A 20202-nucleotide genomic window follows, 5' to 3' on the forward strand; every position below is an offset into this window, starting at 1 on the left:
ATCGAGCTGCTTTTTCTGACTTAGCCGAAAGTTTCCCTGGCTTTTGCGATGGCAGCAGCCATTATCAATTCCTTTCCCGATTAAGCCTGTAACCAGATCACCTGTTTCTCTGAGCTTGGAGGCTGCGTTGCGGATGGTAAAGTGTGAAATGTGAAACCTTTTTTTTCCGGCGCTGTTAGCTTCCTAAGACCTTAGACACTTGCCTATGCAAACCCAGACACCTAATCCGCCCTTAATCCGTAATAATGCTAAGCAGCTCAGACTGAAGATAAATGGCATCCCTTATTCTCTAATGGTCAAGCCTTGGGTCACTTTGCTGGATCTACTAAGGGAAGAACTCGATCTGACAGGAACAAAAAAGGGTTGCGATCATGGTCAATGCGGCGCATGTACGGTGCTCTGTGATGATAAACGCATCCTGAGTTGCCTGACACTTGCGGTAATGAGAGACGGCGCTGAAATTACTACCATTGAAGGAATTGCCCCCGAGAACGGACTTCATCCTTTGCAGACTGCCTTTATCGAACATGATGCTTTCCAATGTGGATACTGTACCCCCGGCCAGATCTGCAGTGCTATAGGGTTACTGAAGGAAGGTAAAGCAAATACCGAAGCGGAAGTGAAAGACCTGATGAGTGGAAACCTGTGCCGATGCGGGGCAAACCCGAATATCATCGCGGCGATCATGGAGGTTAAAAACGGAGGCAGTCATGAATGATTTCAATTACAATATAGGGGCAGAGTTTACAGAAGCTGTAAAAAAAATGTCTGAAAACCCGGGCGCGAAATATGTAGCGGGTGGTACCAATTTGATCGACCTTTTAAAATACAACCTAATGCAAGTCGATGAACTGGTCGACGTTAACCAGCTGAAGGCTGAGGCGGTATCCCCTATGGAAAATGGTGGGCTGATGCTGGATGCTTTTGCTGCGAATGCTGATACTGCTTATCACCCCTTGATTGAAAAACATTTTCCTTTGTTGAGTAAGGCCATATTGGCTGGGGCTTCTGCGCAGATTCGTAACATGGCTACTAATGGGGGAAACTTGCTTCAGCGTACGCGCTGCTATTATTTCTATGACGCCAACTCGCCCTGCAATAAGAGAAAACCGGGCTCCGGCTGTCCGGCAATTGTAGGTTACAACCGTAACATGGCAATATTAGGTGCCAGCGAAAACTGCATTGCCGTGTTTCCATCAGATATGTGCGTGGCATTGGCCGCTTTAGCGGCTATTGTCCATGTTCAGGGTCCGGATGGGAAACGGAGCATTCCCTTTTCAGACTTTCACAGGTTGCCCGGAGATCATCCAGAGATCGACAATAATCTGCAGTTTGCTGAGCTGATCACCGGAATTGAGTTGCCAGCTGAGGGCTTCTCTCAAAATTATTCGTATCTAAAACTGCGTGACCGGAGCTCCTATGCCTTTGCACTGGTTTCGGTAGCGACAGGACTTGAGCTGGCTGATGGTTTGGTCAAAGCGGCGCGGATTGCGTTGGGAGGCCTGGCCCATAAGCCCTGGCGCGTTCAAGCGGCGGAGCAGTTTCTTGTAGGAAAGACCCCGGATCGGGAAAATTTCAGTGGCGCTGCAGAACTAATTCTTCAAGGGGCTGTAGGTTTTGAACACAACAGCTTTAAGATCGAACTTGCCAAACGTGCAATTGTGCGCAACTGTATGATGGCGCTTGATCCTGCTTCACAATTACCCGGCGCTCAGCCTTCCAAATAACCTAACAAAAGACCTTATGTCTAAAGAACCAATGATAGGCCAGCCGGTCAGCCGCTTAGAAGGAACCTTAAAGGTTACCGGCGATGCAAAATATGCTGGCGAATATAATGTTAGCGAACTGCTTTACGGCTATGTGGTCAGCAGTACCATCACCAAAGGGAAAATATTGAAGATTCATGCTTCGGAGATTTTAGCTATAGATGGCATAACTGCCGTTTTCAGCCATGAAAACGGACCTTCACTGGCCTGGTTTGATTTCCAGTATTCCGATATGGATGCGCCTCCGGGTTCCCCGTTCCGGCCATTGCATGATGAAAAGATCTATTCCAACGGTCAGCCGATCGCGCTGGTTGTCGCGGAAAGTTTTGAGCTGGCCAGGTATGCTGCCTCAATCTTGAGGATCGATTATGAAACGGAAGAATTTGTAACCGACCTTGAAGCAAACCTCTCCTTAGCAAGAGATCCTCAACCGGGGATCGCTACCTTCCTAAAACCATTGCCGCCGAAAGATAAGGGGGATGCCCGGGAGGCATTTGAAAATTCGCCGGCACAGGCGTCAGGTTATTTTACCCATGGCACCGAACACCACAACCCGATGGAACTTTTCACAACGACTACGGTTTATGAAGGAAAGGGAAAACTGACCATTTACGATAAGACCCAGGGCACGGTCAATTGCCTTTTATACGTTGGGAATGTTTTTGGACTACATTTTAAAAATGTACGCGTGATTTCCCCATACGTGGGCGGTGCCTTCGGATCAGGTCTGCGGCCGCAATACCAGCTTTTCTTTTCCGTGCTCGCGGCACTCGAGCTTAAACGAAATGTTCGGGTGACATTGGATCGCAGTCAAATGTTTACCATCGGGCACCGTCCGCCCAGCTCGCAGATTACGCGTTTTAGCGCCGATGCAGCTGGAAAGATTACTTCACTTTACCATGGGGCAATTGCAGAAACCTCTCGTTATGAAGATTATACCGAGGTAGTGGTGAATTGGGCACCGATGCTCTATCCTTCTGCAAATTCCAGAATGACCTATCAACTTGTGCCGCTGGACGTCCATACTCCCCTTGACATGCGGGCGCCCGGGGGATCTACGGGTGCGCATGCAATAGAATGCACGATTGATGAGCTGTCCTATGCTGCTGGCATCGATCCGATAGCATTCAGGCTCATCAACTACGCGGATACAGACGAGAGCCTTGGTAGGCCATATTCCAGTAAGGAACTTCGGGAATGCTACCTGCAGGGAGCTGAAAAGTTTGGATGGAACAAGCGCAGTGCAGAGCCGAGAAGCATGAAAAGGGGAAATAAATTAGTAGGTTATGGAATGGCGACTGGCATCTGGGAATCTATGATTGTTCCTGCCAGGATTGAAGCAATCCTTAGTCCTGAGGGAAAACTTGTGGTCAAAAGTGCGGTTACGGATATCGGTACAGGTACACTTACGGTGATGACCCAGATAGCCGCAGATGAACTGGGGCTTAAATTAGAGGATGTTAGTTTTGAGTACGGAGACAGTAAGATGCCCTTCGCACCGATCCAGGGAGGCTCATTCACCGTTTCTACAGTTGGTTCCGCAATTATGGTGGCTGGGAAGGCATTGCGTAAAAAGATCCTGAGCGCAGCTCAAAAGATGGAAGGTTCTTTTTTCAAATGCCTGAAGCCAGAGGAAGTATCATTTGAGGGAGGTTTCATAAAGCTTAAGCAAAAGCCTGAGCTGGCTGTGTCTTTGAGAGAAATTATCGACGCGAACGGAGGTAAGCCGATCAAAACTAAGAACTTCAATGTACCCAACTTGCTAAAACTAAAAGACTATAGCAGGGCGGCGCATAGCGCTGCCTTTGCAGAAGTGGAGGTTGATGAGGAGCTGGGGGTAATTACCGTAAAAAGAGCATTGACTGCGGTGGCCGCGGGAAAGATCATTAACCCGAAGACGGCCAGGAGCCAGATCTTGGGGGGGATGGTCTGGGGGATCAGTAAGGCCCTGTATGAGGAGAGCATATCAGACCATACACTGGGTAAATATATGAACCAGAATTTAGGTGAATATCATATCCCTGTTCACGCGGATATCCATGAACTGGATGTAATATTTGTGGAAGAGGAGGATAAGATTGTCAACCAGTTGGGAAGCAAAGGGATCGGGGAAATTGGATTGGTAGGTATGCCGCCGGCGATTGCCAATGCGATCTATCATGCCACAGGAAAAAGGATCAACCAGCTGCCAATCCATTTTGATAAGCTGTTGTAGCAATCACAGCGGACTGAGGTCATCACAGATGCCAGTCATCGTGACTGTCAATTGCTGCAGCATAAGGTCAACCTAGGTGCTGGTTATACCAGTGCTTCAAGTATCTATTTCTTTATGCATGGTTGTAAAGTTGAAAAACCGGGGTATTTCACCCGGTTATTGTCGGTAATTAAGGCGAATAATAATCAGACGAATTCAATCGCCATTATTGGATTTACGTGTTCATGCCGATTAACTTTTCCAAGTGTTTAGTTCAACGGTTTATACACCACTTGTTGGATGGCGAATTTTTTTACCGGTACAGAGTTGCTGTCGACCAACTGGTTGAACTGGGCATTCATTACCCAGATGTCCTTACCGTTTTGGGTTGCTGTAGCTGGGTAAGTAAACCTGTCAGTCACCAGTGTTGAGGCGGTGACCTTTGCCGATTGCCAGTTGTCGCTGCTAGTTAGCTGGAAGATCTTATCTGTTCCGCCGTTAACTACCATGGTTAAGGTATTGTTGTCATTTAGCAATAAGCCGTCGGCCCCCATGAAATATTGATCAACGGCAATTCTGGTTACTTTCTTAGGGTCTTTCAGCTCTATTTTGAAAAGCTGTCCTTTGGAGCTGTTGTCTACAATAAGGTACCCGGAAGGATGGTAGACGATTCCGTTTAGACCTACGCCTTCGGTTTTAAATTGTTCGTCTTTTGCAAAAATGCTGGCCTTTCCGCTGGGATCAACTTTATAAACTGCACCCGCAAAACTATCAGTGATGTAGGCATTGCCCTGGGGATCAAAGCTCAGGTCGTTGGCAAAATGTTTCCCTGGTACCAGCAAGGACAGGTCGGTATCTGAAAGCCTTTTTCCGGTTTTTAAATCAATGCTGATAAGTCTGGCCATTTTCATTCTGGTGGCAGGATTGGTGTATTTGCTGTAATTGGCGTCAGATACGCAGGCGAAAAGGCGCTTGCCGTCAGGATGTATTTTTAATCCGTAGGTGGATCTCAAGGTGCTGTCTGCGTGGAGGACAGTATAAGCACCTTGGGGACTTACCTTGCCAATATGGCCCAGCCTGGCTGAAGATACATAATATAGGTTAGCCGCTTTGTCAAAGGCAATGCCTTCAGGATATGCTTCCAGGGCGTCAAATTCTATTCTTGGTGATGGTTCTGGTCTTGTTGCGGCAATAGCGGTAATGGCGATTATCGCTATCGCGGAGTATTTCAGTAGTCTCATTTTAATTGGTTTTTTTAACTGCGTAAATGTTTCCTCCGGCGTCATCTGAAATGTAGATCGTACCGTTTTTGGTTACTGTAATTCCTGCTGGTCTGCCAAAGCGGGATTCACCCTGCAAAAAGCCGGTCAGGAAATCTTCCGCTTTTACGGCCTTACCATTTTCAAAATGGATCCGCTGCACTTTGAACCCGACAGGTTTCTCTGCATTCCATGACCCATGCCAGGCGACTAATCCGTCACCAGCCCATTCCTGGGGGATGTTTGCAGCGCCCCTGAAAAATGTAAACCCGATAGGTGCCATGTGCGCGGTCAACTCCAGAACGGATGGTTTGGTGTTTTTAACGACCGCTTCCTTGGTATTTCCCGCCGGATCTTCACGACTTTTGTCTACTTCCTGTTTACCATAAGCATATGGGAAGCCATAATCTCCGCCTTGGCTGATCTGGTTGACTTCTTCAGGTGGCCATTCGCTGCCTTTGGCATCTCCACCATTGTCAATACCCCACAGCTCTCTGGTTTGCGGGTGCCAGTCAAACCCAATGGTATTTCTCAGTCCGCTGGCATAGATGCTGCGTGACCAGTTTTTTGGGTCTACCTGTAGCATGGCTGCTGTTTCTTTGTCGCTTTCCTTACAGTCATTGCATAAGGAACCCACGCTGATATATAGCATCCCGTCAGGGCCAAAGTCCATGGTACGGTTGGGATGTTGTCCGCCGTCAGGAAGATCTTTGATTAGGGTTTCTCCAGCCATGGCGTCCAGGGTTCCGTCGGGTTTTACCGGGTATCTGCGGACTTCGTTGCTGTTGCAAAGGTACATCCAGTTGTCTTTCATGGTAATGCCATGCACACCCTTAAAGTTGGAAACTACAGTGACCAGGTTCTCAAATTTGCTGTCCCCGTCCTTATCCTGTAAGAGCAGGACATCACCACCGTCACGCCGGGTGACATAGACATTTCCCTGAGGGCTGGTGTAGAGCATCCTTGGTTTACCCAAACCGGAAGCCGCAAGACTTACTTGCCAGCCTGAGGGTACTTTAAGCAGTTTAAGCATCTCCGGTTTGAAATCCATCACCTGAGCATACTTGGTTACCGATAAGGATTTGGTTACCTCTTTAGGGGGTATGCCACGTTGGGCATGCACATATTGCCCGCTGAGCGTTAAGGCCACTATGGCCGAGCAGAGTAATTTATTGTTTTTCATAAGCATTTAGGTATTTGCTGTGTAAACAGCCCGGCTATGATATGGTTTTATAAAACGACTGCTCCATTCTTAATTGATCTGAACTTTCCAAACCGATAGCCAACAGTCGTTTTTTAAAAATAGACAGATGGCATCATCATTTGCGGTAATCATGGCCCCAGTTTTTTAGGGAGTATTCCCAGTTGGAGTCTTTTGGATGCTCAGGTTTTTGGGCCAGGTGCCTTTTGGCATAGGCATTCACTTTTTGCATGTGCTTGTAGTCGGCACTAGTTAAGTCTGTTTTTTTCTTGTGCAGGATCTGAATGATTCTTTCCCCAGATTTATGTCCTATAGATTCTCCGTCACCGCTGTCCCAACCCACGGATTTAGAGGCCTCGGTTTTTAGCCATCTTTCCAGGGCTGAGGCGCTCATATTTACGGTGTGTTTGAATTCCGTGTATATTTCCTGCATTTCTTCTTTTTCCATAGTCCTATTTTTTGGCTTTCCTTTTTTCCTCCGGGTGGTCTTTAAAATATTCCCTTGCCTTTTTTAGTCCGGTGGCGATCGCGATGCCTTCGTCATTGCTTTCGGCCAGTACGCCGTTTGCGATTTCTGTTGCCTTTTCCCTGAGATATTTGGGCTGGTTTTTATAAGATGCCGGGTATTCTCCTTTTGGCCATGGCATAATTCCTCCTTTTTTATATGAAACAAGCTTGGGGCAGGCTTGTTTCATATAAAGGTAATTCAATGGATATGATGTCTGATAACAACGAAGAATTTACAATCCGTCTGAGTCTGGAGGGTTTGCCGGAAGAGCTAAGGGTACTGCCTGCTCAGGCTGGAGTTGAAACTAAATATAAGCTGTACAATGAAGATGACTACTTGGGAACGGTATGGTCGGAATGTATCGAGGAAGGGCTTTGCTGGTTTTCCAGTGATGAACTTCCAGAAGACGTGGTAATAAAGATCGGTGAGGCAATTGAGACAAAAGACCGTTGATATTTATCATGATGAGCGTATTAGAGGCACTTTATTAAAAGTATTAGGATAGATTTATGAACCAGATCGCATGTTGGAGCTGTGCACGTAGTAAAAGACCAATGGGTCAATAAGGGGAACGCCAGTGCAAAATTTTAGTTTTCATCAGTAAGACAAAAGCGCAGTCAGCTTATGTTATTAAACATAAAGCGTTTTTCCTGCTGTTTTTTCAAATCTTAAATGAGCTCTTCCAATTGCGTATTCGGGACTGCCATCGAGCAGTCCCTTTTCATGGTGAAGCGAACACACTATCAGCGCCTGATGATGCGTTCCTTTTCCTCCTCATTGTCTGACCGTTCATTTCCGAGATCAGTCAGCGGTCGGTCGTCATAACTTTCATGATCGGCATTCTTTTCTATTTGCAGATCATTCATGTTTTCCACTGGTGGCAAATCATCAGTCAAGTCTTTTTTTCCTGAACTGTTAAATTTTGGGATATTGAGATTTTGCGGTTGGTTCAGCGGATAATCCTCTTCTCCTGGTTGGGGTGTTTTTTTATTTTTCATATATTTTATATATTATGCAGCGCTGTGTATCATTGGCAAAATGACCGCTAAACTGCAATAGCCAATAACGAATGAACGATTCTTCAGGCGTGATACCGCGCCTAAGAAGTTGAAACGCCTTCCCGAATATTTGTTTACAACCATAGCCATTTGCAATATTTTCACCAAGCCCTTAATTTAATAATTTACGTGATTAAAGCGAGGCAGCCCACTCGCTATTCTTAGGCCGAATGATTAGCCTCAGCGCCGGTTCATAGTTCGCAAAGAGCACCAGTTAAAAGGAAGCTTCAATTAAGGTCTTCAATCGGCAATCTGTATGCTGCTGAATGAAGACAAATCAGCCACTATACCTTGATTCAATCAGATCTGGTGTTCCTTAATCAATGCGCCCATTTTCTGAACAAACTTTTTCTTCAAAGGATCGTTCGTTACCCAGTTCATCCTCTTATCGCTTGTTTCAGTGAATATGACGCCTAATTTGTCATCGCCGTCCAGAATTTGGTAACGTCCGTCGCCCTGCGGCTCTATCGTTAGGTTCGACGCAGGCAGGTGTAAGTTATAACTAATCATATCAATAGGTTTTTTTTAGTAAACAGGGAGGTCGTAAAAATGTTTTGACCGCTTTCTCAGTACCGTGTGACCGAGGATTCGTCTACAATCCTTTAAGGGTTTAAGTTCAGTCGCTATACCATCATCGCCCTCTTCTTTTTTAAGTTCATCCCATGACTTCACTTCTCAGTTTCTTACGCTCAGGGGATTACGTCGCTCTTCCCGATGCTGACTTCAAAAGCAGTTTTTCGGCAATTTCCATATTCGTTAGGCCTTTCGAAAGCAGCTCAAGTACTTCCATTTGCCCGGGGGAGACTTCGATGTCGCATGAGTTTGCAACTGTTGTCTGCTAAGTTCTTTCCATGTTCATTGAAAGCTGGTCCTTCATGAGGGAAGAACATAAATATTGTTTCCCCGAATGCACATGTTGCAGGGCAAATACAAGTTCTTTAATAGGGGCAGATTTGAGCATATAGCCGTCTGCACCTGCAAGAAATGCCTCATGAAGATAAGTTTCCTCTTCATGCTTGGATAAAAGATGACTTTGGTTGCGTAACCGCGCGCTTTAATAGCCCTAGTCAGGCCATTCCGTCCATTTTCGGCATATTGATATCGGTAAGAACCAGGTTTACTCCTCACTTTGCGCTAAAAGTCCAGGGCCTGATTTCCATCTGCTGCTTCATCCACGATGGTAATACTGTCATTCTTCTCCAGTAACATCTTCAGCCCGTTATGCACCACAGTGTGGTCATCGGCGATAAATATATGTAGCATATGATCGTTTTTGTATTCAACAATATTTCTGATAGGGATGTTCTAATGTATAACAGTTATTTACAATAAAGTATTGGATCAAACAGATTCAATGGATACGGCCAGCCGTCATATATTATTTTGTTTTTTTATTTCTTGGGTTCGGGCCAGCTTTCTTTTCCATCTCCTTTAGGGTTTTTTCTTTAAACTCACTGAAAGCGTCCGCTAATTTCTGGAGTTCAGGATCTAATCCCGGGGCAAACTCTTCTGGTCTTTCCGGTGCGGGTGGAATCGGATAAGATTCTTTAGGCTCTTTTAACGTCACCAAATCAGTTCCGTCATTGGCAGGTGAGGATCCTTGGAAGATCTGACCCATCAACGAGCCGTCTAATCGGAAAGTATATTGTTCGCGGTTGATACCTGCATCAATCAGCTTTTTGACTTCAGGATACTGTGAAGCGTCAAATTTAGGAACAGGCAGGATTTTGCCCCAGTTAACCCCCAGTGTTTCCAGTGCCTTAGCGAAAGCCATCTCATGCGCTTCGTCACGGGCGATCAGAAAGGCAACTGTAGCTCTAAGCGTTTTATTAGAGGACATTTGATAAATCCTGCATTTCTGCAACCGTCCTGTTGATTCCAGTACCAAATTATCCATTAAGTCGAGCACCAGATTACCATGATTATGTACATAAGAGCCGCTCCATGGGTTCCCTGCAGCATCTACAGGTAGCGCACCCTGAGCGCCATGGATAAAATGATGCGGATTCTGTTGCTCTTTTGCCATATTCATCACTGGATCACCACCCGCACCGGGAACATCAAATTTTCCACCATGGTACTCAGGTGCACCATCTAAGAGACGAGAAATGGTTTTGCTAATCAGCTCTACATGACTGATTTCTTCGAGACCTATTCCCTGAATAAGATCCAGGTACGGAATCCCGTCCCCCCGGAAATTAAAACTTTGAAACAGATATTGCATCATGGTGCGCATTTCACCAAACTGCCCACCTAAGCCTTCCTGTAAGGCATTTGCTGCCGATGGATCCGGCTGGTCGTCCACTATAGGATTGATCAAACTTTGAACGTGATAAAACATATTTTTTTAGTTAGGTTATACATGTGGCGTAGGCCTTTTTGCTAACTAACTAACAATCGGTCAAAGTGTTTAGGCTTTTTGCAGATCAGGTATATACCCGGTTTTAGGGTGTAAATACTTAAAATTTATACTATTTAGAAAATATTATGTGTGATGTTAATACCTAAGATATGGCATAATAGGACCTAAACTGAAAATTTGTTTTTTCTAAAACAATCTTGTCTGCCAGATGTCCTTGGTGACGACAGTTCAAATAATTCGTTCACAAATTCATCCCTCATGAAAAAATTATCATTAATGACAATCGCCGCGCTCAGCTTATTTATTGCCGCCTGCGGCTCGGATAAGACAGGTGCAAGTTCCGCCGATTCCACGCAATCCAGCGTAACTGATTCAAACACCTCCACCGATTCCCTGGCTACCCCGATTGATACCGCCATTGGGAGGGGAGCCAACACTGGTACACCTGCCGCGACAGTTGACACAATTGGAAGGTGATTATCTTTAAAAGAAGGTACTCCGCAAGCTAGCCTTATTCGCATAGCAAGCTAAACCGAAACCTAATGAAAGCTTATCTAGTTCCAGCCTCATTATTTTTGCTCATTTGCATTGTCTTCTCATCGGCAGTAGCACCCGAGCCACAGTTTGAGAGGCGAATCATTGCCTCAGGGCTCAGTGATCCCTGGGCTGTAGCGATTGATCCGAATGGCAGTATTTGGGTGAACGAATCCAAAGGTTACCGTGTCCTAAAAATTGATCCCTCTACCGGTCGAAAGATCGTCGTTTTGGATTTAAGTGCAAAAAGGGAGTTTCCTGATTTTGATTTGCTGAAAAAGGTCAAACAGGCGACTCCGCAGGGAGGACTTATGGGACTTGCATTGCATCCGCAGTTTAGCAGCGGGCAACCTTACGTTTACCTGGCCTATGTATACCGGCAATTGGAGGGCAACCATTTTTTACTCAGGCTGGCCAGGTACCGTTACAATCCAGCTGTTAACAAACTCAGTAACAAACAGGTCATTTGCGATACGGTGCCGGCGAGTAATGACCATAACGGTGGCAGAATGGTCATTGCCCCGGTGAAGGGAACACCCTATCTTTTTTATGCGGTAGGGGATCAAGGTGCCGGGCAGTTTTCCAATGGAGGGAGGCAGAATAAAGCCCAGAATCCGCATAGCTATGAAGGAAAAATATTGCGTTTCGGTCTCAGTCCGTCTTCTTCAGGAGCCTGGATACCCCGAGATAACCCGATAAGTGAAAAAAGTGCTATTTGGTCTTTGGGACACAGGAACCCTCAAGGTCTTGCTTTCACCAGCCTTGCCGGTAAGGACAAGCTTTACTCATCTGAGCATGGACCATATTCTGATGACGAAATTAATGAAGTGATTAAGGGAGGTAATTATGGTCATCCCCTGGTGATTGGCTATGCCGACGGGAATTATGACGGACTTGCCGCCTCGGTGTCGACCGAGAAAAGCTATCCGGGGAGATGGCATACCAGCTATCCGCTTATTCGCTCCGAACGCCGAAACTCGGATTCCATTGGCAAAACTTTCAGGGAACCCATTTACAGTTTTTATCCTACCGGCCGTCAGATATTGAGCAACTTGTTTACCGCAGTTCAAAGTGGTGAGAAAGCAGATTGGAATGCATATGCTCCGTCAGGTATCGCAATCTACCATTCAAAAGTAATTCCAGACTGGGATCAATCAATACTGGTCACTTCCCTGAAGCAGGGTAAGCTACTGCGTCTAAAGTTAAAAGCTGATGGATCAGTCGATCAGCGAGTAAGCGAATGTTTTGCATCGCGGGCGAGATACAGGGATGTGACGGTTTCCAGGGATGGCACAAGGATCTACCTGGTCACAGACAGCTCAGCGATTACTTCCGGTCCAACAGAGGAGAATCCGAAAGCCACGAGCCTTCGTGGTTGTTTGTTGGAATTTAAGTTGAAGCCTTGAGCGGAATTCAGTTTACAGTTTATATCACAATCCCTTCGATAGCAGAGTTTGAACCAGTTGTCCTAAGTCATCGAGACTGAAGGGTTTAGCCAGGAAAGCATCACAGCCAAAGCTTTCAATGGGTAACAGCGTTTCAGGTAGGGCAGAGTAGAGCAACACTGGTAGCTGGCTGGTACTGGGATTGTCCTTCAATTTCCGACACAGCGTCCCACCATCGGGTCCGGGCAGCATGTAATCTATAATCAGCAAATCGGGCTTATGCATAGAAAGTACTTGAAAGATGTCATCAGCACGGGATAGTGTAGTGCAATTGTAACCATTCATATCGAAAAAACTTTCGAGCAATTCTGAAATCATCAAGTCATCCTCAATCACCAGAATACTTGCCTGCTCATTCCTACCCTTTAATGGGGGATTTAAATCTTCTATCAACATATCGGGATTTTCTGCAAAATTAAATTGCAGATCTAGTCATATCAAGCGTAAAAATACCCGTTGATCAGTCTGAGTGGATGTAAAATACTGCGGCTTCTTAAGCAGAATTACGTCGGCTATTGAAGTATTAATCGCCGCCGGAAACGAAGCAGAGCCATGATGTTTAATTGTTATGTTTTTTGTTGCCAGATATATAAGTCAGCTAAATCTTGGTAGTCTGAGATCGCGTGAAGCATAGTTATAGCCTAATCAAGGAGCTGGCTTCGATTAGGCTACGATCCAGGAACTCATTTACCTAACAATTTTAGGCATGGACGAAAATACAGGATGCAAATAAGCACTACAATAAATAGCTTGAACCTGCAATTAGCACGTCCCTCTTTGAAGATGGCATTAGTAATCTATCGATGTGGACTTGACTGCTTTTTATGATTTGGCCAACGAATTGTAATCTGCTGGTTTCCATTAATGGTAAATTCTAGGCATCCTGCTTTTACTTCATTTGCTATCAGAGGCTCATTTAGACTGCTTCCAATTACTTCGAAGGCTGGAAGCTTTCCGCTTCCAGTGCCAATTATCATCATCCTGCAGGTCAACCTTTCGTCACCCAAGATAGAAAAATGTATGTTTTTTCCTCTTCTTGCAGTGAATCCTATTGTTGGGTAGTCTATGTAGATGAGAAATTCTTCGCCTGGGACCTGAAGATAGTGTCGTGGCAGGATGCCAAAAGCATTACCAGCACCATAGACTTCCTGACCGACGGTACCTGATTTCAGCCATCCATCCTGCAAATCTTCCAGGGCAATCCATAGATTGGGATCCAATTCTCCTATTTTTGGTTTTTCTTCCAGCATGTCTTTAGGGAGCTTGGTCGGGTAGTAGAATGCCGCGCGATTCACTAAAAAACGTATATATTCGGCAATCAACAACCTCACTGAAGGCAGAATATCGACATCTTCAGCATGCTTAAGGTAATCGTGGAAAGCACAAAAAACTTCCTGCTCTTCGTATGCGGCTGTATACGGTGCGTCATTCAATGGGAAAAGGGCGAAGAAGGTGGGAAAATTTTTTCCATAGCCATAATTACAGTCCCAAAGCTGGGTATTCCGGAATATTCCCGCCAGGCACATGTAACTTAAATTCAAATAAAGTGTTTTTCCGGTGATCTTGAATAGCCGAAGCAGCGCTCCGGCAGTAAAAGCCGTGTTGTTGGCCTGATAAAAAATCTGAAAGCCCATACCCTGTAAGGTCTCAGCAGCCTTCTCAGCTTCATTAAGGTAGCGGTTTTCTTTCGTTAGTTCCCATGCCTGTAGCATGACGTGGGCGTAAATGCCGGCTACATCTTTTTCCCCGCCCATGCCTTCGGCTGTTTCTGCTTTGATGATTTCCAGGGTATCCATTTTGTAAAATACAGGCCACTGGTATTTGAAGTGCTGAGCTACCTTTATGGCGTAATCCAATGAGTCTACGAAAAGCTTTTCACAGACCTTGTCTCCCTTTAGCGCCAGCCTGGATAAATTCAGTAAGGGATGATGCAGGTACCAGCTGTCCATCACGCCTAGCTGTTTTTGTTCCTCCTCACCTTCGAGCTTGTTTTCAGCGGCGGGAAGCCAGCGGGTGATCGTTCCGAGCTTTTCGTCGAAAAAGGCCGGAAGACCTTCCTTTATTGTTTTCATTACTTCCAGATCACGTTTACTCCACTCCACATAGTCAAGCAGGGGTAGTAGTACGGCAAGCTGTACCATAATTTCCGGTGGGGTATTGTAATCGCTCACATAGGCATTAAAGTACTGGTGTCCTGCGACCTGTGTCCAGCAGCCTGGACTGTCGATGAGGTCCTTTAATCCCTGATCCAACACTTCGGGCCAGGGCTCATATTTAGTTTCAGGGACTGGAAAACATAAATAGATTCTTGCGAGCAGATCGAGATAGCTCCCGATCATTTCGGGCTCCGTCTCAGGCACTTTATTTTCAAACGCAACAAAGGCGTCATTGATGATCACCTTTTTACCCGCACGTATCGGTTTGTGATTTGCAACAGGTAGGGCAAAGCCAAGTTCTGGCCAGTTGCCGCCAACACTGTCGGAAAGCGATGTTTCGGTTTGCTCGCAATAATCATTGATCGCAGTCAAATTTTGCAGATACAATACAGTTCCAGATTTTGGGCGCGTCATACTCAAATAGATAAAACCTGAGCGGGTGCCCCATTGACTGGCGTGAATCTGGCCGGTTGTATTTTCAGCCTTACCATTTTTGGTAGTTATCAGGATATCTCTGGGCCAGAATGGAATGTAAAGGTCTTTCTCCGGTCTAAGGGTGGTGGTATATCTTAGTACAGGAACCCCGCCTTCTTCAAAGCTGATGTTAGTTTCAAACGTGCCAGCCTCGCTGCTAAGCCAAAGCTCGACACCCCTGTCGTTTTCTTTAATACGATTAATTTCCAAGGACGAACCCGCACCGAAGACAGCACGGAAAGCCATCTTAGCAGACCCTGGCATTTCTGCAACTATCCATACAGCATCACTAGTGTTTAAGATTTTAAAATGATATGAACCGGTAGAATGTGTATAAATTGCCTGTTCCGCCCCGGCCAGTTCGCTGGCGGCAGCCGCCGCCCATGGTGATATTCCATTCATAACATAAGAGTTTAAATGCAACAATTTACAATAAACATGCTGTTACAATTTTTGTTTATCCTCATCCTGAACAGCCAAGATTCGGCTTTTTTCCAGGAAGCATTGATTTTTTGATCTGAGTGCTTTCTGGTTGCAGCCTTGGATTTACTATAAGAAATGATGTTATCCAATGAACTAACCCCCCTTTGGGCATCATTCATTTTTTCTTTAGCATCATGTTTGAAAGCTGGGAATGTATTGTCAAAATAATTCATAAACTAAGGATTCAATACTATTACTCCTTTCGGGAATATTTGTTTTTGATTTCCAGAAAACGCGTATCAGCCAGTATTCAATAAGTATTTGCCGTAACCTCTCCGCGGTTAGGCCTTTTTATAGAACCTTTTATACGACAAGGTGTTATTCCGAAAAAAAGAAATTATGGAAGAGAATTCAAATAACAGCTCCCATGGAGAGATCAGCAAGGCCCAGGCGTTGAACCTGAATCTGCGGGAATTAAAAGATAAGGTAAACGTTGATCAGGCAGCCATTGATGAGGCCCGCGAGGCAGTTGGCGATGACGAAGAGAAAATCAGGGAATACCTGATTAATAATCGTGGACTTTAATCACCAAAAGGCAGATGTTCACCTGAGTCCGACTGCGCTATGAAGAGCCGGCTTATGGTATTTTGGTGGCAGGTCAAACCATTATTCAACAGGTTCAAGGTAAACCCGCTTGCAGTGAAAGCGGCTGTGGGTGCTTGTTGCAGTTACAGTATTTCGCGTATAGTCAGTTATCTACAATATCAGCTGGACATCCCGGGTCGGGACAGGAGTGGTTTAGCTTAGGGAACTCTAGTACAATTGGCTTGCTGCCGAAATGTTTCAGGTTAGGTCGTTCAGTATGGCGATCTATTGGAGCACAATATATAATCTGCGTGAACATTCTTCAGCCGAACGTGTTCAGGAGTTAGCCTTTGCAAAGGAGCAGCTTGATCCTTTTGTGTTTCAGCTGAAAACGATGTGATAAATTGAAGCTATGGAAAATAATCTTAACCTTAATCCCAGGGATGCGCAGAGCCTAAGCCCCTGGCAAAACATTTCTCCCGGAAAAATTACGCAGAAGGAATCTGCGGCTCATGAAACCGTTTATGATGTGGTTATTGTGGGGGCTGGGATCACTGGTCTTACTACCGCGCTGATGCTGCAGAGATCTGGTAAAAAATGCCTGATCCTTGAAGCTGGTAAAGTCGGCTTTGGCACTACAGGGGGAACCAGTGCACACTTGAATACGTTCTTTGATGCCACCTATCCAGAGATCGAAAGCGATTTCGGACAAGAGCAGTCTAAACAAGTAGCCGACTCAGGTAAAGAAGCGATGTCGATTATCGCCTCATTGGTCGAAGAATACCAGATTGATTGTGACCTGGAATATAAAGATGGGTACCTCTTTTCTGAAAATGAAAAGGAGAGTAAGCAATTGCAGGAGATTTTGGAAGCCTCCCGTCGGGCGGGGATAGCAGTAGCTGAATCAGATACCAATGATGTTCCTGTCGCTTTCGATAAAGCAATCCGATTTGCCCATCAGGGTCAATTCCACCCCTTGAAATACCTCGAGGGCTTGACGTCCGCCTTTATCAACTTAGGAGGAATTATTTTAGAAGACTGTTTCGTCAGTGACAGGAAGGAGTCTGAAGGCGTAATTAACATTTTTGGCGGGGGGAAAACATGGAAGGGTAGAAGCTTGGTTTATGCGACCCACATGCCGCCGGGTATTACTGTTTATAGTCTTCGTTGTGCACCCTATCGGAGTTATGTGTTGGGAATTAAGCTCAAAGATGATCACTACCCAACAGGCCTTGCTTATGATATGCAGGAGCCTTATCATTACTTCCGGACGCACCGTATAGATGGACATCCTTACTTAATTTTGGGTGGAGAGGATCATAAAACTGGTCATGATGATCCAGAACAGGCATTTGTAAATCTTGAGCAATATGCTCGGGAGCATTATGCCGTCGACTCCGTTGCTTACCGATGGTCCTCCCAGTATTACATCCCTGTTGACGGATTGCCCTATATCGGGCCTTTAACGTCAGGCGACAACACCTATATTGCCACGGGCTTCAATGGTAATGGGATGATGTTCGGAACTTTGTCCGGCAAGATCATTTCTGACCAAATTCTGGGTGTAGAGAACAGGTACAGCGGTTTGTATGCACCCTCAAGATTGAAACCAGTAGCCGGATTTTCGGAGTTTGTGAAAGAGAATGCAGATGTGGCCTGGCATTTCCTGGCTGATCGGTTTGGTGCAGATGAGCTCGAAAAACTTTCCGAACTCAAGAAGGGGGAGGGTAAGATCGCTGAGTTTCAGGGTGAGAAACTAGCTATTTTTAAAGATGATCAGGGCCGAGTGACGGCAGTCAGTCCGGTTTGTACGCATGCAGGTTGTATAGTGAATTTCAATGCGGCTGAGCAAAGCTGGGATTGTCCCTGTCACGGGGGGCGCTTTGATACTTCCGGGAAAGTCATCAGCGGGCCTCCGCAGAAGGATTTAAAGCAGGTCAACCTGAGAAGATAGCTCGTATGCCTGGCAGAGCGCAACCTTACGCCTCTGAATATCCTGAGCAGCAACTCGCTGACTTGCTGGGGCAGGTGGGAAGCAAGTCAGGTTTCAAGCTTGCGTATATGATTTCAATAATGATGTACGGGGATTTGCAGCTCAGAATTCAAAGACGCTCATTAAACTGAGCAAGGAAAGGTTGGGGAAAAGTAGCAATATTTGAATTGAAAACAGGCTGATAAACATGCTCAGCCTGTTTTGCTATGTTTTTAGGCGGGAACATTTGCCTCAGAGAGTGCGATTTCTGTCAACAGGTTATCGGTCTCTTTTTCTTCTGTCAGCGTCGCAGCGAGTAACTCTTCCGCTTCAGTATGACCCATCAGTTTTGCATATGTCACCAGGCAGCCATAGCTGGCGATTTCGTAATGTTCTACTTTTTGAGCCGCAGAAATCAATGCTGCATCGATGACTTCAGGCTGATCCTGGAAGCTCTCAACAATCTCGTCCGCTTCTTCCAGTAGTCCCTCCATCGCTTTACATTTTTTGCCTCTGGCAGACATGCCAATAGAGGCAAAGACTTGTTTCAAACGTTCAATTTGTCCTTCGGTCTGCGTATAGTGCGTTTCGAATGCTTTTTTTAGCGTCTCACTTTCAGTAGCAGAAGCCATTTTCTTCAGCCCTTTCAGCAACTGCCTTTCAGCGCCGAGAATGTCTCTCAGTTCATCAACGAATAATTCGTGTAGGTGTCCGTTCGGCATTTGAGCGGAACTGTTCTTTGAATTTGCCATATTTTTATTTTTTAAGGTTAATGATTGTAAAGAAAACAACTATCTGTGGACATGGTTTCTTGAAATTTTCTCTCGGCCATTTACCCGACCTTACTTTCCGTAAGCTTGTAAATTTAAAATGCGTTCCGTTTTCTGGTCAATTTCTCCCTGGAAAAATTGGTTGATTATCTCCATGAATATGGGATCAGCATTTGGTAATGCAGCAAAAAGTGTCATGCTGGAACGCAGTTTCAGGTCATCGGGACTGCCAAAGATTTGCTGAGCGGAAGTGCCTTTATGTTTGAGTAATTCCCGAGCTATGGTCAGCAGGCGTGGACCCAGAACCGGATGGGCGACATATGCTGCCGCTTCTTTCAAATCCTTAACAGCGTAATACTTGGCTGAATCGGAAAAGCCCAGACCCTGGATCTGGGGGAAGATGTACCACATCCAATGTGTTTGCTTCCTGCCGTAACTAATTTCAGTTAATGCCCTTTCGAAATCTCTTTCCTGGGCCAAAATGAACCGGTCTAGTCCTTGTATATTAGTGTTATCCATGGCTTAAGGGTTTATCGTTTCAACTACTCTATAACGGATCCATAACCATTTCAAAGTGAATTTGGTTTTCAAGAACTAGTGGACATGATAATTTGAACGTAACCTATGTGATCGATTCTGCCAGACGGGGATGAAGACTTCGTTGCAGGAAACTCAGGGTGGCAAATTAGCCTGTGCATACAGGTTGCATCATCAGACGCCACTTTTGTCCCAGACCAAGGTATATTAGACAGGTAAATTTGAGCTGATGTGGGACTAGAGTGTAAATATCCCTTTCCACTTTTGTTTTATGCCGAGGATTAATACGTATTTCCAGGATTAATACGTGTTTTTCATTGGGAAGGGATCTTCAGTAACCATTCTCTCTTTGGATTGTTATCTGGTCAATGAGTTCCTGAGGTTAACTTCAATAATGACCTATGAAGACAGAGAAAGAATTACGAGTGTCCATCGATCGGGCCGCAGGTGTACTGCTTAAACACGGCCTTACCATCGCTTTTGCGGAAAGTGCTACTGCCGGCCGCGTCGCTGCAGAGTTTTCACTGGCTTGTAATGCGGGCAAGTTTTTAAGTGGGGGGATTGTCTGTTATGATGCAAAGCTGAAGACAGCGTTGCTGGATGTGCCTCCTGCTATGATTGGAAAGTATACGCCGGAATCGATGCAAGTCACTGAAGCAATTTCCCGCGGATTGAGCAAGGTAATTCCTGCTGATATCCATGTAGGCATCACTGGGCTGCCCTGTCCGGGTGGAAGTGAAAGCGCCGAAAAGCCGGTGGGAACAATGTTCCTGTTTGCCGTTAAAGACGGGGTTCAGATTTTGGCAGAGCGCCGGGTTTTCCAGGGCGACCATCAGCATATTGTTCTTGAAACAGTCCGCTGGACGGCAGATTTGCTAGTAAGGGAACTTGGATCGCAATCCTGAACCAGAACTCATATTTAGCACCTTGAGATTGATTATTCACCCCTAATCCCAAA

22 protein-coding genes are annotated in these 20202 nt (G+C 45.6%); 9 read left to right on the forward strand and 13 right to left on the reverse strand.

Translation table 11 applies throughout. From position 1 onward, the window contains the following. Positions 1–205: 205 nt before the first annotated feature. Genes WAE59_RS03845 through WAE59_RS03855 form a run of 3 tightly spaced genes read left to right on the forward strand, consistent with a single transcriptional unit; the run spans position 206 to position 3981 of the window. Positions 206–718 carry a (2Fe-2S)-binding protein gene (locus tag WAE59_RS03845; protein WP_337854613.1) on the forward strand — a complete coding sequence of 171 codons (513 nt, stop codon included), beginning with the start codon at positions 206–208 and terminating at the stop codon, positions 716–718. Further along, a complete protein-coding gene (locus tag WAE59_RS03850; RefSeq protein WP_337854614.1) occupies positions 711–1727 on the forward strand; it encodes an FAD binding domain-containing protein in 1017 nt (338 codons plus the stop codon). The genes WAE59_RS03845 and WAE59_RS03850 overlap by 8 nt, the downstream gene beginning before the upstream one ends. Positions 1728–1743: 16 nt before the next feature. Next, entirely contained in the window at positions 1744–3981 is a 2238-nt protein-coding gene (locus WAE59_RS03855; protein WP_337854615.1) for a xanthine dehydrogenase family protein molybdopterin-binding subunit, read from the forward strand. Positions 3982–4229: 248 nt separating this feature from the next. On the opposite strand, the gene WAE59_RS03860 is transcribed toward WAE59_RS03855, so the two are convergent. The 4 genes from WAE59_RS03860 to WAE59_RS03875 form a co-directional block, all read right to left on the reverse strand. Next, a complete protein-coding gene (locus WAE59_RS03860; RefSeq protein ID WP_337854616.1) occupies positions 4230–5201 on the reverse strand; it encodes a gluconolaconase in 972 nt (323 codons plus the stop codon). Between the two features lies 1 nt (position 5202). Next, positions 5203–6402: a PQQ-dependent sugar dehydrogenase gene (locus WAE59_RS03865; protein ID WP_337854617.1), complete on the reverse strand. Its 1200-nt coding sequence runs from the start codon at positions 6400–6402 to the stop codon at positions 5203–5205. 136 nt (positions 6403–6538) lie between these two features. Next, entirely contained in the window at positions 6539–6868 is a 330-nt protein-coding gene (locus WAE59_RS03870) for a DUF3140 domain-containing protein (protein WP_337854618.1), read from the reverse strand. A gap of 4 nt (positions 6869–6872) precedes the next feature. Then, positions 6873–7115, reverse strand: coding sequence for a hypothetical protein (locus tag WAE59_RS03875; protein WP_337854619.1), 243 nt, complete (start codon positions 7113–7115; stop codon positions 6873–6875). A 20-nt stretch (positions 7116–7135) separates the two neighbouring features. On the opposite strand from WAE59_RS03875, the gene WAE59_RS03880 reads away from it, so the two are divergent. Continuing rightward, positions 7136–7381, forward strand: coding sequence for a hypothetical protein (locus WAE59_RS03880; RefSeq protein ID WP_337854620.1), 246 nt, complete (start codon positions 7136–7138; stop codon positions 7379–7381). Positions 7382–7671: 290 nt separating this feature from the next. Here the strand turns inward: WAE59_RS03880 and WAE59_RS03885 are convergent, their stop codons facing one another. The 5 genes from WAE59_RS03885 to WAE59_RS03900 form a co-directional block, all read right to left on the reverse strand. Further along, on the reverse strand, positions 7672–7926 hold the full coding sequence (locus WAE59_RS03885; protein ID WP_337854621.1) for a hypothetical protein: 255 nt from the start codon (positions 7924–7926) through the stop codon (positions 7672–7674). A gap of 360 nt (positions 7927–8286) precedes the next feature. Further along, a complete protein-coding gene (locus tag WAE59_RS03890) occupies positions 8287–8496 on the reverse strand; it encodes a hypothetical protein (protein ID WP_337854622.1) in 210 nt (69 codons plus the stop codon). Between the two features lie 187 nt (positions 8497–8683). Beyond that, the gene (locus tag WAE59_RS25820) at positions 8684–8776 is read right to left on the reverse strand and encodes a hypothetical protein (RefSeq protein WP_443147242.1); all 93 of its coding nucleotides are present in this window, start codon (positions 8774–8776) and stop codon (positions 8684–8686) included. Between the two features lie 344 nt (positions 8777–9120). Then, on the reverse strand, positions 9121–9249 hold the full coding sequence (locus WAE59_RS03895) for a hypothetical protein (protein ID WP_337854623.1): 129 nt from the start codon (positions 9247–9249) through the stop codon (positions 9121–9123). 115 nt (positions 9250–9364) lie between these two features. Continuing rightward, entirely contained in the window at positions 9365–10327 is a 963-nt protein-coding gene (locus WAE59_RS03900) for a manganese catalase family protein (protein ID WP_337854624.1), read from the reverse strand. 297 nt (positions 10328–10624) lie between these two features. Between WAE59_RS03900 and WAE59_RS03905 the strand changes: the two genes are divergently transcribed. Then, on the forward strand, positions 10625–10825 hold the full coding sequence (locus WAE59_RS03905) for a hypothetical protein (protein WP_337854625.1): 201 nt from the start codon (positions 10625–10627) through the stop codon (positions 10823–10825). Positions 10826–10890: 65 nt separating this feature from the next. Then, on the forward strand, positions 10891–12288 hold the full coding sequence (locus tag WAE59_RS03910) for a PQQ-dependent sugar dehydrogenase (protein WP_337854626.1): 1398 nt from the start codon (positions 10891–10893) through the stop codon (positions 12286–12288). Positions 12289–12312: 24 nt separating this feature from the next. Here WAE59_RS03910 and WAE59_RS03915 read toward each other — a convergent pair whose 3' ends face one another. Then, positions 12313–12723, reverse strand: coding sequence for a response regulator (locus tag WAE59_RS03915; protein ID WP_337854627.1), 411 nt, complete (start codon positions 12721–12723; stop codon positions 12313–12315). Positions 12724–13124: 401 nt separating this feature from the next. Then, positions 13125–15359: a hypothetical protein gene (locus WAE59_RS03920; RefSeq protein WP_337854628.1), complete on the reverse strand. Its 2235-nt coding sequence runs from the start codon at positions 15357–15359 to the stop codon at positions 13125–13127. 420 nt (positions 15360–15779) lie between these two features. Between WAE59_RS03920 and WAE59_RS03925 the strand changes: the two genes are divergently transcribed. After that, complete coding sequence (locus WAE59_RS03925) at positions 15780–15965, forward strand: hypothetical protein (RefSeq protein ID WP_337854629.1); 186 nt, start codon at positions 15780–15782, stop codon at positions 15963–15965. 412 nt (positions 15966–16377) lie between these two features. Then, on the forward strand, positions 16378–17919 hold the full coding sequence (locus WAE59_RS03930) for an FAD-dependent oxidoreductase (protein WP_337854630.1): 1542 nt from the start codon (positions 16378–16380) through the stop codon (positions 17917–17919). A gap of 251 nt (positions 17920–18170) precedes the next feature. Here the strand turns inward: WAE59_RS03930 and WAE59_RS03935 are convergent, their stop codons facing one another. Both WAE59_RS03935 and WAE59_RS03940 read right to left on the reverse strand, forming a co-directional pair. After that, positions 18171–18689, reverse strand: coding sequence for a YciE/YciF ferroxidase family protein (locus WAE59_RS03935; protein ID WP_337854631.1), 519 nt, complete (start codon positions 18687–18689; stop codon positions 18171–18173). Positions 18690–18779: 90 nt separating this feature from the next. After that, complete coding sequence (locus tag WAE59_RS03940) at positions 18780–19226, reverse strand: DUF1810 domain-containing protein (RefSeq protein ID WP_337854632.1); 447 nt, start codon at positions 19224–19226, stop codon at positions 18780–18782. Between the two features lie 419 nt (positions 19227–19645). On the opposite strand from WAE59_RS03940, the gene WAE59_RS03945 reads away from it, so the two are divergent. Beyond that, positions 19646–20149, forward strand: coding sequence for a CinA family protein (locus WAE59_RS03945; RefSeq protein ID WP_337854633.1), 504 nt, complete (start codon positions 19646–19648; stop codon positions 20147–20149). Positions 20150–20202 lie beyond the last annotated feature (53 nt).

Source organism: Pedobacter sp. GR22-6, from assembly GCF_037402555.1.
Classification (GTDB): Bacteria; Bacteroidota; Bacteroidia; order Sphingobacteriales; family Sphingobacteriaceae; genus Pedobacter.

Excerpts from the sequence above, each read along its gene's own strand:
- WAE59_RS03880 (WP_337854620.1), top strand. The coding sequence starts at position 7,136 with ATGATGTCTGATAACAACGAAGAATTTACAATCCGTCTGAGTCTGGAG.
- WAE59_RS03875 (WP_337854619.1), bottom strand. The coding sequence starts at position 7,115 with ATGAAACAAGCCTGCCCCAAGCTTGTTTCATATAAAAAAGGAGGAATT.
- WAE59_RS03935 (WP_337854631.1), bottom strand. The coding sequence starts at position 18,689 with ATGGCAAATTCAAAGAACAGTTCCGCTCAAATGCCGAACGGACACCTA.
- WAE59_RS03930 (WP_337854630.1), top strand. The coding sequence starts at position 16,378 with ATGGAAAATAATCTTAACCTTAATCCCAGGGATGCGCAGAGCCTAAGC.
- WAE59_RS03910 (WP_337854626.1), top strand. The coding sequence starts at position 10,891 with ATGAAAGCTTATCTAGTTCCAGCCTCATTATTTTTGCTCATTTGCATT.
- WAE59_RS03855 (WP_337854615.1), top strand. The coding sequence starts at position 1,744 with ATGTCTAAAGAACCAATGATAGGCCAGCCGGTCAGCCGCTTAGAAGGA.
- WAE59_RS25820 (WP_443147242.1), bottom strand. The coding sequence starts at position 8,776 with ATGGAAGTACTTGAGCTGCTTTCGAAAGGCCTAACGAATATGGAAATT.
- WAE59_RS03865 (WP_337854617.1), bottom strand. The coding sequence starts at position 6,402 with ATGAAAAACAATAAATTACTCTGCTCGGCCATAGTGGCCTTAACGCTC.
- WAE59_RS03915 (WP_337854627.1), bottom strand. The coding sequence starts at position 12,723 with ATGTTGATAGAAGATTTAAATCCCCCATTAAAGGGTAGGAATGAGCAG.
- WAE59_RS03845 (WP_337854613.1), top strand. The coding sequence starts at position 206 with ATGCAAACCCAGACACCTAATCCGCCCTTAATCCGTAATAATGCTAAG.
- WAE59_RS03885 (WP_337854621.1), bottom strand. The coding sequence starts at position 7,926 with ATGAAAAATAAAAAAACACCCCAACCAGGAGAAGAGGATTATCCGCTG.
- WAE59_RS03860 (WP_337854616.1), bottom strand. The coding sequence starts at position 5,201 with ATGAGACTACTGAAATACTCCGCGATAGCGATAATCGCCATTACCGCT.
- WAE59_RS03905 (WP_337854625.1), top strand. The coding sequence starts at position 10,625 with ATGACAATCGCCGCGCTCAGCTTATTTATTGCCGCCTGCGGCTCGGAT.
- WAE59_RS03850 (WP_337854614.1), top strand. The coding sequence starts at position 711 with ATGAATGATTTCAATTACAATATAGGGGCAGAGTTTACAGAAGCTGTA.
- WAE59_RS03890 (WP_337854622.1), bottom strand. The coding sequence starts at position 8,496 with ATGATTAGTTATAACTTACACCTGCCTGCGTCGAACCTAACGATAGAG.
- WAE59_RS03940 (WP_337854632.1), bottom strand. The coding sequence starts at position 19,226 with ATGGATAACACTAATATACAAGGACTAGACCGGTTCATTTTGGCCCAG.
- WAE59_RS03945 (WP_337854633.1), top strand. The coding sequence starts at position 19,646 with ATGAAGACAGAGAAAGAATTACGAGTGTCCATCGATCGGGCCGCAGGT.
- WAE59_RS03895 (WP_337854623.1), bottom strand. The coding sequence starts at position 9,249 with ATGCTACATATATTTATCGCCGATGACCACACTGTGGTGCATAACGGG.
- WAE59_RS03920 (WP_337854628.1), bottom strand. The coding sequence starts at position 15,359 with ATGAATGGAATATCACCATGGGCGGCGGCTGCCGCCAGCGAACTGGCC.
- WAE59_RS03925 (WP_337854629.1), top strand. The coding sequence starts at position 15,780 with ATGGAAGAGAATTCAAATAACAGCTCCCATGGAGAGATCAGCAAGGCC.
- WAE59_RS03870 (WP_337854618.1), bottom strand. The coding sequence starts at position 6,868 with ATGGAAAAAGAAGAAATGCAGGAAATATACACGGAATTCAAACACACC.
- WAE59_RS03900 (WP_337854624.1), bottom strand. The coding sequence starts at position 10,327 with ATGTTTTATCACGTTCAAAGTTTGATCAATCCTATAGTGGACGACCAG.